This is a genomic window from Paraburkholderia rhizosphaerae, from assembly GCF_004366595.1.
Classification (GTDB): domain Bacteria; phylum Pseudomonadota; class Gammaproteobacteria; order Burkholderiales; family Burkholderiaceae; genus Paraburkholderia; species Paraburkholderia rhizosphaerae.
Genome location: NZ_SORE01000009.1, coordinates 1 through 16,367, shown reverse-complemented (window position 1 = coordinate 16,367; position 16,367 = coordinate 1). Strand labels below are relative to the sequence as shown.

General features: G+C 62.2%; 12 protein-coding genes. 2 read left to right on the top strand and 10 right to left on the bottom strand.

The features are described from left to right. Window positions 1-21: 21 nt before the first annotated feature. The 8 genes from mraY to coq7 form a co-directional block, all read right to left on the bottom strand. Entirely contained in the window at window positions 22-1,191 is a 1,170-nt protein-coding gene (gene mraY, locus BX592_RS13355; RefSeq protein ID WP_134192265.1) for a phospho-N-acetylmuramoyl-pentapeptide-transferase, read from the bottom strand. A gap of 19 nt (window positions 1,192-1,210) precedes the next feature. After that, window positions 1,211-2,638 carry a UDP-N-acetylmuramoyl-tripeptide--D-alanyl-D-alanine ligase gene (locus BX592_RS13350; RefSeq protein WP_134192264.1) on the bottom strand — a complete coding sequence of 476 codons (1,428 nt, stop codon included), beginning with the start codon at window positions 2,636-2,638 and terminating at the stop codon, window positions 1,211-1,213. Next, window positions 2,635-4,191 carry a UDP-N-acetylmuramoyl-L-alanyl-D-glutamate--2,6-diaminopimelate ligase gene (locus BX592_RS13345; RefSeq protein ID WP_134192263.1) on the bottom strand — a complete coding sequence of 519 codons (1,557 nt, stop codon included), beginning with the start codon at window positions 4,189-4,191 and terminating at the stop codon, window positions 2,635-2,637. Before BX592_RS13345 ends, BX592_RS13350 begins: the two co-directional genes overlap by 4 nt. After that, window positions 4,188-6,176 (bottom strand): peptidoglycan D,D-transpeptidase FtsI family protein, encoded by a 1,989-nt coding sequence (locus BX592_RS13340; RefSeq protein WP_134192262.1) that lies wholly within the window; start codon window positions 6,174-6,176, stop codon window positions 4,188-4,190. The genes BX592_RS13345 and BX592_RS13340 overlap by 4 nt, the downstream gene beginning before the upstream one ends. Next, a complete protein-coding gene (ftsL, locus tag BX592_RS13335; RefSeq protein ID WP_134192261.1) occupies window positions 6,173-6,553 on the bottom strand; it encodes a cell division protein FtsL in 381 nt (126 codons plus the stop codon). The genes BX592_RS13340 and ftsL overlap by 4 nt, the downstream gene beginning before the upstream one ends. Next, on the bottom strand, window positions 6,550-7,503 hold the full coding sequence (rsmH, locus tag BX592_RS13330) for a 16S rRNA (cytosine(1402)-N(4))-methyltransferase RsmH (RefSeq protein WP_208327899.1): 954 nt from the start codon (window positions 7,501-7,503) through the stop codon (window positions 6,550-6,552). Before rsmH ends, ftsL begins: the two co-directional genes overlap by 4 nt. A 15-nt stretch (window positions 7,504-7,518) precedes the next feature. Then, the gene (gene mraZ / locus BX592_RS13325) at window positions 7,519-7,947 is read right to left on the bottom strand and encodes a division/cell wall cluster transcriptional repressor MraZ (RefSeq protein ID WP_134192259.1); all 429 of its coding nucleotides are present in this window, start codon (window positions 7,945-7,947) and stop codon (window positions 7,519-7,521) included. A 422-nt stretch (window positions 7,948-8,369) separates the two neighbouring features. Then, a complete protein-coding gene (gene coq7 / locus BX592_RS13320) occupies window positions 8,370-9,014 on the bottom strand; it encodes a 2-polyprenyl-3-methyl-6-methoxy-1,4-benzoquinone monooxygenase (protein WP_134192258.1) in 645 nt (214 codons plus the stop codon). Window positions 9,015-9,316: 302 nt separating this feature from the next. On the opposite strand from coq7, the gene BX592_RS13315 reads away from it, so the two are divergent. Next, entirely contained in the window at window positions 9,317-10,489 is a 1,173-nt protein-coding gene (locus BX592_RS13315; RefSeq protein WP_134192257.1) for a porin, read from the top strand. A gap of 83 nt (window positions 10,490-10,572) precedes the next feature. On the opposite strand, the gene BX592_RS13310 is transcribed toward BX592_RS13315, so the two are convergent. Beyond that, window positions 10,573-12,246 (bottom strand): long-chain fatty acid--CoA ligase, encoded by a 1,674-nt coding sequence (locus BX592_RS13310; protein WP_134192256.1) that lies wholly within the window; start codon window positions 12,244-12,246, stop codon window positions 10,573-10,575. A gap of 374 nt (window positions 12,247-12,620) precedes the next feature. Continuing rightward, complete coding sequence (locus BX592_RS13305) at window positions 12,621-14,720, bottom strand: molybdopterin-containing oxidoreductase family protein (protein ID WP_134192255.1); 2,100 nt, start codon at window positions 14,718-14,720, stop codon at window positions 12,621-12,623. A 290-nt stretch (window positions 14,721-15,010) separates the two neighbouring features. Here BX592_RS13305 and BX592_RS13300 point away from each other — a divergent pair, with 290 nt between their 5' ends. Continuing rightward, complete coding sequence (locus BX592_RS13300; RefSeq protein WP_134192477.1) at window positions 15,011-16,204, top strand: M20 aminoacylase family protein; 1,194 nt, start codon at window positions 15,011-15,013, stop codon at window positions 16,202-16,204. The last annotated feature ends 163 nt before the right edge of the window (window positions 16,205-16,367 follow it).

The window sequence follows — 16,367 nt, the reverse complement described above, 5'->3', positions numbered from 1 at the left end:
GCTTGCTTTCCTTTCTGCTGCTTAGCGCAATTTGAGCGTGGACAAACCGAACAGGCACAACATCAACGTGATGATCCAGAAACGCACGACCACCTGCGTTTCTTTCCACCCGGACAACTCGAAGTGGTGATGCAGCGGCGCCATCTTGAAGATGCGTCTGCCTTCGCCGTAGCGGCGCTTCGTGTATTTGAACCACGTGACTTGCAGCATCACGGAAAGCGTTTCGGCGACGAAGATGCCGCCCATGATGAAAAGTACGATTTCCTGGCGGACAATCACCGCGACAGTGCCAAGCGCGCCGCCGAGCGCGAGTGCGCCGACGTCGCCCATAAACACCTGCGCGGGGTGCGTGTTGAACCACAGAAACGCGAGGCCCGCGCCGCCGATCGCGGAACAGAAAATCAGCAATTCACCCGCGCCTGGGATGTGCGGAAACAGCAGATACTTCGAATAGACCGAGCTGCCCATCACATACGCGAATACGCCGAGCGACGCGCCAACCAGCACGACCGGCATGATCACGAGGCCGTCGAGGCCGTCGGTCAGGTTCACCGCGTTGCTCGCGCCGACAATCACCAGATACGTGAGCGCGATAAAACCCCACACGCCGAGCGGATAGCTGATCGACTTCAGAAACGGCAGCATCAGGTCCGCGCGGGCGGGCAGGCCCATCGACAGCCCGCTGCGCACCCACGCCATAAACAGGTCGAACACGCGCACATTGCTCGCCTCGGACACGCTGAACGCGAGATACACGGCGGCGAACAGGCCGATCACCGATTGCCAGAAATACTTTTCACGCGACGACATCCCGCGCGGGTCCTTATAGACGACCTTCCGGTAGTCATCGACCCAGCCGATGATGCCGAAGCCGAACGTAACCAGCATCACGATCCAGATAAAGCGGTTGGTCAGATCGGCCCACAGCAGCGTCGATACCGCGATGCCGATCAGAATCAGCACGCCGCCCATCGTCGGCGTGCCCGACTTCACGAGATGAGTCTGCGGGCCGTTTGTGCGGACTGCCTGGCCGACTTTCATTGCGGTCAGCTTGCGAATCACCCACGGGCCGCAGACCAGACCGATCAGCAATGCGGTAATCGTCGCGGCGACTGCGCGAAACGTGAGGTAACTGACCACGCGCAAAAAGCTTGCGTCATTCTGCAGCCATTGCGCCAGCGCCACTAACATGCGAGGTTCCCTTCTCTGTTCAATGTGCGGCGGGCCTGTCGCCCGCCGCATCGGTTTGTGGACTCGTCAAGGCGTCCACCACACGCTCCATCTGCATGAAGCGTGAGCCTTTCACCAGAATCGTTGCGCTTGCCGTCAGGCCCGCCTGTTTCAATTGCGCGACCAGCGCAGCCGGATCGGCCGCGTGATGCGCGGTCGGACCGTACGCGGTGCACGCGTCGCACGATGCGCCGCCCATTGCGTACAGCGCGTCGATGCCCTGCTCCTTCGCGTACGCGCCAACCTCGCGATGAAACGCCGGGCCTTCATCGCCGACTTCACCCATGTCGCCCATCACCAGCACGCGCGGCGATGGCCGCGTCGCCAGCACGTCGATCGCGGCACGCATCGAGTCGGGGTTCGCGTTGTACGTGTCGTCGATCACCGTTGCGCCCGCCAGTGAGCCGAGCGCCGCGCGCTTCACCTGCAGTCGGCCTTTCACAGCGCCGAATGCTTCGAGGCCGCGTTTGATCGCATCGAGCGGCACGCCGGCGGCGAGCGCCGCGGCCGTCGCGGCCAGCGCGTTGCGTGCGTTGTGCGCGCCGAGCACTTGCAGCGTCACGTCGACGTGACCTTCCGCGGTATCGATGCTGAGCCGGCTGCCGTCGAAGCGGCCAGTCACCGCCGCTTCAGTGATGCACTCGTCCGTGTTCAGCGCGAAGTCGATCACCCGGTTACCGGTCGCCGCGACGCGCCAGATGCCGGCGTACGCATCATCAGCCGGAAACACCGCGACGCCGTCGGGTGTCAGCGCGTGAATCACGCTCGCGTGTTCGAGCGCGACCGCCTCGACCGTCGCCATGAATTCCTGATGCTCGCGCTGCGCGTTGTTCACCACCGCGACGGTCGGCTCCGCGATAGTCGCGAGCAGTTGCGTTTCGCCGGGGTGATTCATGCCGAGTTCCACGACCGCGAGCCGATGCGTGTCATTCAGCCGGAACAGCGTGAGCGGCACGCCGATGTCATTGTTGAAGTTGCCTGAGGTCGCGAGGCGCGAGGCTTCGCCCACGGCCGCCGCGAAGATCGACGCGATCATTTCCTTGACTGTCGTCTTGCCGTTGCTACCGGTGACCGCGACGAGCGGCATCGTGAAACGGCGGCGCCAGCCGCGCGCGAGTGCGCCGAGCGCGGCGCGCGTATCGGCGACGCGCAACGCGGGCACGCGCCAGTCGCCCGGGCTGCGCGTGACCAGCGCAGCGCTCACGTGACGATCGGCGACTTCCGGCAGGAAGTCGTGCGCATCGAAACGCTCACCTTTGAGCGCGACAAACAGGTCGCCCGGACCGGCCGTGCGACTGTCGGTCGACACGCGCTCGAACGTCACCGAATCGTCGCCGAGCACGGTCGCGCCCGGAATCAGCGCCGCGGCTTCGCGCAGCGAAAACATCGCGGAAGCTCGTTCGGTCATTCGCCACCTCCGCGTGTGTGCGTCGCACGCGCGGCCAGCGCGAGCCGCGCATGGTCCTGATCCGAGAACGCGCGCTTCTTGCCCATGATTTCCTGGGTCGCTTCGTGACCCTTGCCGGCGAGAACGATCACGTCTTCGCGCGCGGCACTGCGGATTGCCTGCAGGATCGCGCTCGCGCGGTCTTCGATACAGCGCGCGTTCGACGGCTGCGTCATGCCCGCAACGATCTGATCGATGATTTTTTGCGGGTCTTCGCCGCGCGGGTTGTCGCTGGTGACAACGACGGTATCCGCGCGACGCTCGGCGATCGCGCCCATCAACGGGCGCTTGGTCGCGTCGCGATCGCCGCCGCAGCCGAACATGCAGATCAGTTCCCCACCGCGCGCTTGCGCGATCGGGCGCAACGCGTCGAGCGTTTTTTCCAGCGCATCCGGCGTGTGCGCATAGTCGATCACGACGAGCGGCTCGTCGTTTTGCAGGCGGCCACCGAGACGCTGCATGCGACCGTTCACCGGTTCGAGCTTCGCGAGTTCGGCGAGCGCCGCATCGAACGGCACGTCCGCGGCCAGTAGCGCACCGAGCACGCCGAGCAGATTGCTGACGTTGAATGCGCCAAGCGTGCCGACTTCGACATCGGCGCTACCCCAGTCGGATACCAGATGGAACGCGGTGCCGGTCGTCGTCGCCCGCACTTTGCTTGCGATCAGCGCCTGGTCGGCCAGCAACGCGCTGACGTCCGGCGCGCTGGCGTCGCCTTCGATCGAATACGCGATTGTGCGCGCGTGCCCTTTCGTGCTCGCGAGCAAGCGGCGGCCTGCTGCGTCGTCGACGTTGATGACCGCGACGCGCAGCGCCGGCCATGCGAACAGGCGCGCTTTCGCCGCTTCGTATGCGGCGAACGTGCGGTGATAGTCGAGATGGTCCTGCGTCAGGTTCGTGAAGACCGCGATGTCGAACGCGGTGCCGTTCACGCGCCCCTGATGCAGCGCATGCGACGACACTTCCATCGCGATCGCTTGCGCACCCGCGCCGCGCAACTGCGCGAGGCTGCGCTGCAGTTGCGGCGCGTCCGGAGTCGTAAAGCCGGTATGAACGAGGTGCCCCGGCATGCCGCTGCCCAGCGTGCCGATCACCGCGCACGGCGTGCCGAGTGCGGACAGCGCCGACGCAATCCATTGCGTGGACGACGTCTTGCCGTTCGTGCCGGTCACACCGATTACGCGCATCGCGTCGCTTGGGTCGCCGTACCACGCACTCGCGATCGTGCCGGCGAGTTCGTTGAGCGCAGGCACCGCGTGCGCGAGCGCGGAGGCCGGTTTCGCTGCCAGGTTTTCCGGCTGATACAGCACCGCCGCGGCGCCGCGTTCGATCGCGTTGTCGATGAACGGACGGTTGTCCGCGCCATCTACTGCATACGCGAGAAACGCGTCGCCCGCCGCAAGCGAACGGGTGTCCGCGTGCAGTTGCGCAGCGGGTTTCACGCGCGCGCGTAGCCACGCTAGCGCGTCATCGATGTCCGCGCGCGCCGGATGGGAGGTGCGTAGCGCGCTCATCGCACGACTCCTGGGTGATTCCTCGCATCGCTCGAAATGGTCAGCTTCTTCGCGGGCGCGCGAGTCGAGATCTTCGCGGCGAACTTCTTCGCATTGCCGGCGTGTTCGGATGCGCTCACGCTTTTCGCTGTGTTCTTCGCGCCGCTATTCGTCGCGCCATTCGCACTGCCATTCGCGTTACCGTTTGTCGCGCCTGCGCCGTTGCCAGCCGACGCGACTGCGGTGTTCGTATTCGTGTCGTCCGACACGACCATCTGCTTGATCGGCATATCGGGCGGCACGTTCAGCGAGCGCAGCGTATCGCCGGCGATCGCCGAAAACACCGGCCCGGACACCTGACCGCCGAAGTGGCTGCCTGCGGTCGGCTCATCGACCGACACCGCGACGACGATCCGCGGATTCGGCATCGGCGCCATGCCGACGAACGACGCGCGGTACTTCGATTTGTCGTAGCCGCGGCCCGAATGCTTGTACGCGGTGCCGCTCTTGCCGCCGACGCGATAGCCTGGCACGGCCGCATCCGGCGACGTGCCGCCCGGTGAAACGACGGTTTCGAGCATCGCGCGCACTTCGCGCGCGGTGGTCGGCGCGAACACCTGCGTGCCGGTGACCGGCTGGTCGCCCGGCGTACGGAAAATCGAAATCGGCAGAATCTGGCCGTCGTGCGCGATCGCGGTGTACGCGCGCGCGAGCTGGAACAGCGACGCCGACAGGCCGTAGCCGTACGACATCGTCGCCTGCTCGATGCGGCGCCAGCTCTTCCACGGACGCAGACGGCCCGCCGCCGCGCCCGGAAAACCGACCTTCGGCGCCTGGCCGAGACCGATGCTGGTATACATATTCCACATCTCTTCGGGCTTGAGCTGCATCGCGATCTTCGTCGCGCCGATGTTGCTCGACTTCTGGATCACGCCGCCGACGGTCAGCACGCCGAACGCGCTGTCGTCGGTAATCGTCGCGCCGTCGAGGGTGAAACGCCCCGGCCCCGTATCCACCAGTGTAGTCGGCGACACGCGGTGCAAATCGAGCGCGAGCGACACCGTGAACGGCTTCATGATCGAGCCCGGCTCGAATACGTCGGTGAGGATGCGGTTGCGCAGCTGTTCGCCGGTCAGATGAGAGCGATCGTTCGGGTTGTAGGTCGGATAGTTGACGAGCGCGAGCACTTCGCCGGTCCGTACGTCGACCACCATCGCGGCACCCGCCTTCGCCTTGAACTTCTGCACGGCCGCTTTAAGGTTCGTGTAAGCGATGTACTGGATCTTGCTGTCGATCGACAGTTCGACATCCTTGCCGTTGTGCGGCACGACCTGCTCGTCGACGTCCTCGACGATGTGGCCCAGCCGGTCCTTGATCACGCGGCGGCTGCCCGACATGCCGGCCAGCATCTTCTGGTCGCCGAGCTCGACGCCTTCCTGGCCTTCGTCTTCGACGTTGGTAAAGCCGATCAGGTGCGCGGTGATCTCGCCTTCCGGATAGAAACGCTTGTATTCGTTGCGCTGATAGACGCCCGGGATATCGAGGGCCGCGACCTGCGCGGCGACGTCGACCGGCACCTGGCGCTTCACGTATACAAAGGTTTTGTCTTCGGACAGCTTGGCGCGCAGTTCCTTGTTCGACATGTCGAGCAGCTTGCCGAGTTGCTGCAGCTTGTCCGCGCCGAGATCGTCCGGCACCGACTCCGGAATCGCCCAGATCGCGCGCACCGGCAGACTCGTCGCGAGCACAAGGCCGTTACGGTCGAGAATCTTGCCGCGCGTGGCCGGCAGCTCGATCGTGCGCTGATAGCGGCTTTCGCCTTGCTTCTGATAGAACGCGTTGCCCGGTCCCTGAATCCAGAACGCGCGTCCCGCCAATGCGACAAAAGCCATAAAGAGCAGAAACACGACGAGCTTCGAGCGCCACATCGGCAGGCGCACCGACAGAATCGGGTTCGCGGAGAACGCGACACTCTTGCGATTCGATGATTTCGATTTCTTGATCATCGCGTGCCTCCGCGTGCGCTCGCGGCCCGTGACGGCCTCGCAGGCTGTGCGCCCGAAGGCGTCGATGCCGGCGCGGAGGTGGGAATCGGCGCGTCCTCGGCGCTCGCGGCGCCGGGATCGAGCACCACGTATTGGGTGCGGCCAGTCGTGGCCTGCTGCATCTTCAGCGAGTCGGTCGCGATCTGCTCGATCCGCGAGGTTTTCGACAGCGCGCTCTGCTGATATTGAAGCTGCGAATAGTCCTGCTGCAGCTGGCGCTCCTGCGATTGCGCGCGTTGCAGCTGGATAAAGAACTGGCGCTGCTGATTCGTCGCGTTAACCACCGAAAGCGCACAACCCATCACGAGAATCAGCAGGAAGATATTGAGGCGGTTCATGGCGCGATCCGCTCCGCGACGCGCATCACGGCGGAACGGGCGCGCGGATTGGCGGCGACTTCGGCGTCGCTCGCGAATACACGGCCTAACAGTTTGAATGGGGGGCTCGGCAGATCGACCGCACGAATCGGCAGGCGGCGATCGACCGCAGGCGCAGTGGAATGCGTCTGCATGAATCGCTTGACGATTCGATCTTCGAGCGAATGAAAGCTGATCACGACCAGCCGCCCCCCTTGCTCCAGCAACGACAACGCTGCTTCTAGTACGACTTGCAGCTCCGCAAGCTCTTGATTGACGTGAATCCGTATAGCCTGAAAGGTGCGGGTTGCCGGGTCCTTACCCTTCTCACGGGTCTTGACGGCGTTAGCCACGATTTGGGCAAGCTCGCCCGTGCTTGCGAGAGGCCCAAGACGTTCGGACTCTGCCCGGCGAGCAACAAGCGCCTTTGCAATCTGAACAGCAAACCGTTCTTCCCCATAATCTCTGATCACCTCCGTCAGTTCCTGCAACGTGGCCCGCGCGAGCCAATCCGCGGCAGATTCGCCGCGCGTCGGGTCCATACGCATGTCGAGTGGGCCGTCCGCACGGAAACTGAAACCGCGCTGCGGGTCGTCCACTTGCGGCGACGACACACCCAGATCCAGCAATACGCCCGACACACGCCCTACCCCGCGGGACGCCAGCGCGTCACGCAGTGATGCAAAACCTTGATGCACGATTTCGAAGCGCGGATCGGCAATCTGCCGGGCCGTTTCGATCGCAAGCGGGTCTTTATCGAATGCGATCAACCGGCCCGCGTCGGCGAGCTTGGCCAATACCGCCCGACTGTGACCGCCGCGCCCAAACGTGCCGTCCACATAGACGCCGTCCGTGCGCGTAACCAGCGCGTCGACCGCTTCCTCCAGCAGCACCGTGCGATGCTGCAACTGCTTTTCCATCGCAGGCGCCATGTCGTTCACCCGCGGTCAGAATGTGAAGTTCTTCAGCGCCTCGGGCATGCCCTGCGCCATCGCCTGCTGTTCCTTCGCGTTGTAGGTCTGTGCGTCCCACAACTCGAAGTGACTACCCATCCCTAACAACATCACGTCTTTTTCGAGCGAGCCGGCCAGCCGCAATTCGGGCGACACCAGCACCCTCCCGGCGGTATCCAGTTCGACGTCGGCTGCATTGCCGAGAAAAATGCGCTGCCACCATTTCGCTTCCATCGGTAGCGCGGCGATTTTCGTGCGAAAGACCTCCCACTCGGGGCGCGGAAACAGCAACAGGCAGCCGTCCGGGTGCTTGGTGATCGTCACCCGGCCTTCTGCCTGTCCTTGCAGCGCATCCCGATAGCGAGCCGGGATGGACATCCTCCCTTTCGCATCGAGTGTCAGCGCCGACGCCCCTTGGAACACTTCACTCCCCTTTATGAGGGCGCTGTTCAGACGTCGCCCGGTCTTGAAAACTTACCCGAAATGCGTGGGCAGATCACACAAAAATACACTTTCTCACACTGTCTCCCACTTTAGAGGAACCCCCCAAGCGGGTCAAGGGACGCGGGCCGTTTTTTAACGAATTTTGTTTGCTAGAACAAGGACTTAGCGACAGTCCTTCATGTCAGATGTAAACGGGAAAACCGTTATAAATGAATCAGATAGTGGAGCTTGTGAAGGTAATACCTGAGAAGTCCGGGGGAAAACCGTGTGAATGACGGGCGTTGGGCGTAATGGGGTCGGGCGTGCAAATCGATCAAAACGCCAACGCGGGTGGCAGAGGTCGAGCGAGGTAATCGGACGGCGTGGATGGACGCCGCCCCAGTTGATTCATTCGAAAAAAGTCAGATACGGTAGGCGGTCGTGGTCATGATTTTCGACGCCGCACGCATCAGCGCACGCGCCGGGAAAGGCAGTTCGACACCGCCCGCATCCATTGCAGCCTTGCCGTGTGCCGCTTCGTCGGCACGCATCTGTTCGACGATCGCGCGCGATTCGTAATCGCCCGCGGGCAGCGTTTCCATGTGGCCGTCCAGATGGTGCTCGACCTGGCGCTCGGTTTCGGCCATGAAGCCAAGACTCACACGATCGCCGAAACGGCCTGCCGCAAAGCCGATCGCCAGCGCGCCCGCATACCATAGCGGATTGAGCAGGCTCGGTCGCGAATCCAGCGCCTCCAGGCGCTTCGCGGTCCACGCGAGGTGATCCTCCTCTTCGCGCGCCGCATGCTCGAATGCCTGCTTCAGCGCGGGCGAGCGGGTGGCGAGCTTTTGCGCCTGATACAGCGCCTGCGCGCACACTTCGCCGACGTGATTCACGCGCATCAGTCCGGCCGCGTGCGCGCGTTCCTGCGCGGTCATCTCGACGCGTTCGACCGATGCGGAATCTGCCGAACCCGCCGGCAACGGCATTGGCCGAGTCATTCTCGACACCCCCGTCATTGATCGTAAACCCCGATCAAACTCGGTAATCCAGTCGTCCAGCAGCATCCGGCTCCTCCAGTCAGGCGGTCACCCGAACGCGCCGGACGGTCCGCGCGACAAGCGTCCGCGCTTTAAAACCGGTGCATTCGAGCCCCTAAAACAAGGGGTTTTTTGCGATAAAAGGTCGATTTTAGACCATGTTGCGTAAACGAAACAGCGACTATTGGCCCGTCCCTTTCGCTTTTTTGACGTTAAGCCTTTTGTTACATTACCCGTCGACTTCCGTATGAAGTTAACAAGGCAGGGACAGCCGCAGCACAAAAATATTTGTCCCGCTTAAAAAATTCGCATTCCTTGGAGATCTTTCAATGAAAAAGTCGCTAGTCGCGCTGGCGGCGTTGGGCGCGTTCGCGTGTGCCGCCCATGCACAGAGCAGTGTGACGCTGTACGGCATCATCGATGAAGGCTTTAACTTCAACACCAATTCCGGTGGTCATCACCTGTACAACCTGTCGAGCGGCGTGCTGCAGGGTAGCCGTTGGGGCATGCGCGGCACGGAAGATCTGGGCGGCGGCCTGAAGGCGATCTTCGTGCTCGAAAATGGCTTCGACGTAAATACCGGCAAGCTTGGTCAGGGCGGCCTGATGTTCGGCCGCCAGGCGTACGTGGGCCTCGGCAGCAGCCAGTTCGGCACGGTCACGCTCGGCCGCCAGTATGACTCCATCGTCGACTATGTCGGCCCGCTGGAAGTGGGCGATCAATGGGGAGGTTACATCGCCGCTCACCCGGGTGACCTCGATAACTTCAACAACGCGTATCGCACGAATAATGCGATCAAGTTCACCAGCGTCAACTACGCGGGCCTGACGTTCGGCGGTATGTATAGCGTTGGCGGCATCGCGGGCGATTATTCGCGCAATCAGACGTGGTCGTTGGGCGCGGGTTACACCAACGGTCCGCTCGTGTTGGGCGTCGGCTATTTGAACGCGCGCACGCCGGCGACGAACGGCGGCCTGTTCGGCAACAATACCGCGACGACCACGCCGTCCGCTGTCACGACGCCGGTCTACGCAGGCTTTGCATCCGCGAGCACGTATCAGGTCATCGGTGCCGGCGGCGCTTATACGTTCGGCGCGGCAACGTTTGGCGCGACGTACTCGAACGTGAAGTTCTACGGTATCGGCAGCACGAGCCCGTCCGCGCTGAACGGCGAAACGGCCACGTTCAACAACGCGGAAGTCAGCTTCAAGTATCAGATCACGCCGGCGCTGCTGGCAGGCGCCGCGTATAACTACACGAAGAACAACGACGTCGGGCCGGTGGACGGCGCCACGTATCACCAGGGGATGGTCGGCGTCGACTACTTCCTGTCCAAGCGTACCGACGTGTATCTGATCGGCGTGTACCAGCACGCTTCCGGCGAACAGGTGTCAGCGAACGGCGCAACCATCACGCCGGCGCGGGCGGCGATCAACGGTCTCACCGCATCGTCGAACAGCAATCAGTTCACCGCGCGGGTTGGTATTCGCCACAAATTCTAATAAGTCGAAACGCGTAGTCGACCTCAAAGGCGCCTTCGGGCGCCTTTTTTCATCCGCGGTTTGCCGCCGATATGTTTGTGCTTCTATGCGCGGCCGTCGCGCAGTTCCCGACGTAATATCTTGCCGACGTTGCTCTTCGGCAATTCATTGCGGAACTCGATGATGCGCGGCCGTTTGTACGGCGTCAGCTGCTCCTTGCAGAACGCAATGATGTCGGCATCGGTGAGCGTTTCGTCCTTCTTCACGATAAACAGCTTCACCGCCTCGCCGGATTGCGCGTCGGGCACGCCGACGGCCGCCACTTCGAATACGCCCGGATGTTTTGCGACGACGTCTTCGACTTCGTTCGGATAGACGTTGAAGCCCGACACCAGAATCATGTCCTTCTTGCGATCGACGATTTTCACGAAGCCGCGCTCGTCCATCTGACCGATATCGCCAGAGCGAAGGTAACCGTCCGCGGTCATCACCTTCGCAGTTTCGTCGGGGCGGTTCCAGTAGCCTGCCATCACCTGCGGGCCGCGAATGCAGACTTCGCCGGGCTGGCCTAACGGCATTTCGTTACCCGCGTCATCGCGGATCGAGATTTCCGTCGACGACAGCGGCAAGCCGATCGTGCCGTTGTATTCGGTGGCGGTCACCGGGTTGCAGGTTGCCGACGGCGACGTCTCGGACAAGCCGTAGCCTTCGATAATCGGCGTCCCTGTGCGCTGGAACCAGCGCTCCGCGACTGCCTTTTGCACGGCCATGCCGCCGGCGTTCGCGACTGTCAGATTCGACAGATCGAGCTGGTCGAAGTCCGGGTGATTCAGCATCGCATTGAAGAGCGTATTGACCGCCGGCAACGTCGTGATCTTATAGCCATGCAGCGCCTTGATCATGCCGCCGATGTCGCGTGGGTTCGGAATCAGCACGCCGAGGCCACCCTGGCGAATCGTCAGCAGTCCGCATACGGTTAGCGCGAACACGTGATAAAGCGGCAGTGCGACCAACGTAACCGACTGTTTGATATCAGGCCGCGCCGCGCGAGCCGGCTCGTGCCACGCCGCGGACTGCAATACATTCGCGATCAGATTGCGATGGGTAAGCGTCGCGCCTTTCGATACGCCTGTTGTGCCACCGGTGTATTGCAGAAACGCGATGTCGTCCGGGCCTTGCTGGACTGCCTTGAAGGTTTGGCGTGCGCCGGCCGCGAGTGCGGCGTTGAAGCTCACGTGACCCGGCAGACTCCATGCCGGCACCATCTTCTTCACGCGCCGCACGACGTAATTGACGATGTGCCCTTTCAGGCCCAGCAGATCGCCCATCGTCGCGACCATCACATGCTTTATCGGTGTGTTGCGGATCACCGCCTGCACGGTCGCGGCGAAATTTTCCAGCACGATCACCGCTTGCGCGCCGCTGTCCTTCATCTGGTATTCGAGCTCGCGCGGCGTGTAGAGCGGGTTTACGTTCACGACCACGTAGCCCGCGCGCAACACGGCTGCCAGCGCGATCGGGTACTGCAGCACGTTCGGCATCATGATTGCGATGCGCGCGCCGCGCTCGAGACCTTTCGACTGGAACCATGCGGCGAGACGGCGCGACAGTTCGTCGAGTTCGCCGTAGGTGATCTGCTTGCCCATGCACGCGAAGGCCGGCTTGTCGCGATGCAGACCGAAACTCTCGTCGAGAAGACCCGCCACCGACGCGTATTGCGCGGGATCGATCTCCGCCGGCACGCCGGGTGGATACGATTTGAGCCAGATCTTCTGCATGCGGTGCTTCTCCTTGTGTCGGCCGGAATCGGCGCTTGTGCGCTCACTCCGGTCTCATGCGATTCCGAATGGTCGTGCTAAAAGGCGCATGCATCCTAGCATGCGGTTATCGACGCGATATTTCGGGTTACCCCCCGGTTAGACGGCAGCCTCGAAAGGGAAGAACACGCGGCTTCGATCGGGCATTCGGCACACTTTGGCGTCAGCGCATCGCTGGGTATCGGGATGAATTGCCCAGACGCGTGTCGGTTCGCGTCTCCCGCTGATGCGGCTGGCGGGCACGTTCAATCGTGGGCGGCACGGACCCGTGGACCGAAGCCGTGCTCTTGCGCTTTTTTAGCCTTAGCCGTCGCTCGCGGTTAGCTTGAACTGCGTCACGCGCGCTCAACTTCGACCAGACAATCGTAGAAGGTCGCCGAGTTTCCAAGGTCAGTCAACGCCTGACTCGTCACCTGGTTGGCGTTGCGTCCGTCGGGCGCGAGCTTCTTCCACCAGATCGACAGACCGACCACGAGACCCTCGCGTGCCTTGTCGGTGACGCGGGCGCGCGCCTGCATCGATCCGCGATCGTTGAAGATACGTACCTGATCGCCTTCGACAATACCGCGATCTAGCGCATCGGCGGGATGGATATCCAGATGCGGTTCGCCTTCCGTCGAGCGCAGGCTTTCGACATTGACGAATGTGCTGTTCAGGAAATTGCGCGCCGGCGGCGAAATCATCGCGAGCGGATAGCGGGCGGCGAGTTCCGGCGCGTTCTCGGCGGACTCGTACGGCGGCAGGTAGTCGGGCAGTGGATCAAGGCCCAGTTGCGCAAGCCGTTCGCTATAAAACTCGCACCTGCCCGACGGTGTGCGGAATCCGCCGTTGGCGAACGGGGCGTCGGGCACCTGGAGGCGAGCCCAGCCGGAACGCTTGAGCGTTGACCAGTCGACGCCCTCGAGCGCCGCATCGTCCCAGCGAAAGGCCTGCGCGGCAACCTCTTCGTCGCTCTCGTACAGCGCCGGCTCCGTGAGACCCATCGCACGCGCAATGCCGCGGAAAATCTCGGTGTTCGGCCGCGCGTCGCCCACTGGGGCGATGGCCGGCAGGTTCGCCATCACATGCGTGTGGCCGTACGACTTATGGACATCGAGGTGCTCCAGTTGCGTCGTCGCCGGAAGCAGCAGGTCCGCATAGTCGGCGGTGTCGGTCTGGAAATGCTCGAGGACGATTGTGAAGAGATCTTCGCGCGCAAAACCCGCGGCAACCCGCTCGGAATCGGGTGCAACCGCAACGGGGTTCGAGTTGTAGACGACAATCGCGTCGATCTTCGGGCCAAAACCGGTTTTTTCGCGATTCGTGTTCGTGTCGCCGGGATGGAGCAGCGCGTCGCCGATCGCGTTCATATTGATGACTCGCGATGGCGCCGACGGCCACCCGGGCATCAGATCGGGACGCTCCAGCGCGAACGAATCAACCGGCGCCCATCCGGACGACGATAGCAGCGCACCGCCCGCGCGATCCCGCCACGCGCCGGTTAGCGATGGCAGGCAAGCGATTGCGCGTACTGCGTTGCCGCCACCACGCACGCGTTGCATTCCGTAGTTCATCCGGATCGCGGATTTACGGGTTTTGCCGTACAGGCGAGCGAGGTCAATGATGACGTCTTCGTCGACGCCGCAAATCTGCGCGACCCGTGCGGGCGTGTACGTGAGCGCGCGGGCTTTCAGCGATTCGAAGCCCAATGTGTGGTCAGCGATGTACGCGTGATCGAGCCAATCTTCGTTGATCAGCACATTCATCATGCCCAATGCCAGCGCGCCGTCCGTGCCGGGCTTCAGCGCAATGTGCTGATGACATTTCTCCGCCGTCAGCGACCGGTATGGGTCGATCGCGATCAGCCGTGCGCCGTTGCGCTTCGCTTCCTGTGCGCGTGTCCAGAAGTGCAGGTTCGACGCGATCGGATTGGCGCCCCAGATCAGGATCAGTTCGCTTTCGGAGAAGAACTCCGTGAGCATGCCGAGACCCGCGCCGTAGGTGTATTTCAGGCCCGCCGCACCCGCGGCCGCGCAAATCGCGCGATCGAGCTGCGATGCGCCGAGCTTGTGGAAGAAGCGTTGCGCGATGCTGTCTCCCTGCACGAGCCCCATCGTGCCGGCGTAGCTGTACGGGACAATCGCCTCGGGGGCGCGCGCGGCAATCTCCGATAGCCGCGTGGCCGCGAGCGTGAACGCTTCGTCCCATGTAATCGGCTCGAACCGGCCTTCGCCTTTTTTGCCGACGCGTTTCATCGGTGTAGTCAGTCGATGCGCATGATGGACGCGCTCCGCGTAGCGGGCGACCTTCGTACACAACACGCCTTGCGTCGGCGGATGATCGGGGTCGCCGGTTACCTTGATTGCACGGCCGTTTTCGACGGTCACGCGCATTGCGCAAGTATCCGGGCAATCGTGCGGACAAACCGCGCGGGCAAATTCGGTCGGGGCGTTCATGGAGATTGGGCTCGTGCTGTTTCTCGGCGGTTTCTCGGCAGTTTTTGGCGCTGCTGGCTGCGTCGCGCAGTCGTCCATCGGCGGCGCGTAGGCCGAAAGACACGCGAAAGCTTGATTTTATTATGTTCGTGGATGTGCAGTGGGGGTTCGTCAGGCGATGGCCGGTTGTCGCACTGTCAGAAATATCGATGAGCGTAGAATCAAATGATCATCGATCAATCATCACCGGGTAGCGGAGCGCCGCTTTCCTTGTGTCGATCCACTCTCTGCAGATAAGCACACCTTTCATCATGAAACTTATCCCTGAAATCCAGTCTGCACACGGCGAGATTCAAACGCTTCGACGAACGATTCATGCGAATCCCGAGCTGCGCTACGAAGAAACGCAAACCTCTGATCTTGTCGCGAAGACCCTATCCAATTGGGGTATCGAAGTGCATCGGGGGATCGGTAAAACAGGCGTCGTCGGCGTGCTGAAGCGCGGCAACGGTACCCGTTCGGTTGGTTTGCGTGCAGATATGGACGCATTGCCGATTCTTGAACTGAACACGTTCGATCATCGTTCCCGCAACGCCGGGAAGATGCATGCGTGCGGTCATGACGGACACACGGCGATGCTGCTCGGTGCGGCGCGTTATCTTTCCACACGTGGCGATTTCGACGGCACGATCGTTTTCATCTTTCAGCCGGCCGAGGAGGGCGGTGCCGGCGCGAAAGCGATGATCGACGACGGGCTTTTCACGCGGTTTCCTGTCGATGCGGTGTTCGGTATTCACAACTGGCCGGGGTTAGGGGCCGGCCATTTTGGCGTCGCTGCGGGGCCGTTTATGGCGTCGAGCAACGAATTCCGGATCGAAGTAAAAGGCGTTGGCGCACACGCAGCGCTGCCGCATTACGGGCATGATCCCGTGTTCACTGCGGTGCAGATCGCGAATGGTCTGCAAGGCATCATTACTCGCAACAAGAAGCCAGTCGATACCGCGGTTCTGTCGATCACGCAGATTCACGCGGGAGATGCTGTCAACGTCGTGCCGAATGAGGCGTGGCTGGCAGGGACGGTACGCACGTTCACGACGCAGACCCTCGATATGATCGAGTCGCGCATGCACAAGATCGTCGAAAACATCGCCGAAGCTTATGACTGTTCGGTCAAGCTGACATTTCGACGCAATTACCCGCCGACGGTCAATAGCGTAGAAGAAACGAAGTTCGCGACGATGGTCATGAGGGAAATTGTCGGCGATGAAAATGTAAACGATTCGTTCGAGCCGACCATGACCGCCGAGGACTTCTCTTTTATGTTGGAAGCGAAGCCTGGATGCTATGCGTTTCTCGGCAATGGCGACGGTGATCACCGTGAGCTAGGTCACGGAGAAGGACCTTGCATGCTGCATAACGCCAGCTATGACTTTAACGACGAGTTGCTGCCGGTGGGGTCGACGTATTGGGTAAGGTTGGCGCAGAGGTTTCTGGCTCGTGAGTGAAGTGACGGGGTAATGCGTTGACGGTGATGTTCGACTGATCGCGTTGATCGGTCGAGGTGACTTTTGCAGTCAGTGTTTTCGGGCCGTAAACGCCGAAACCCCGCCTGGTGGCGGGGTTTGCGGTGTGCTGCTGGGGAGCCTGACGATTACCTACTTTCACACG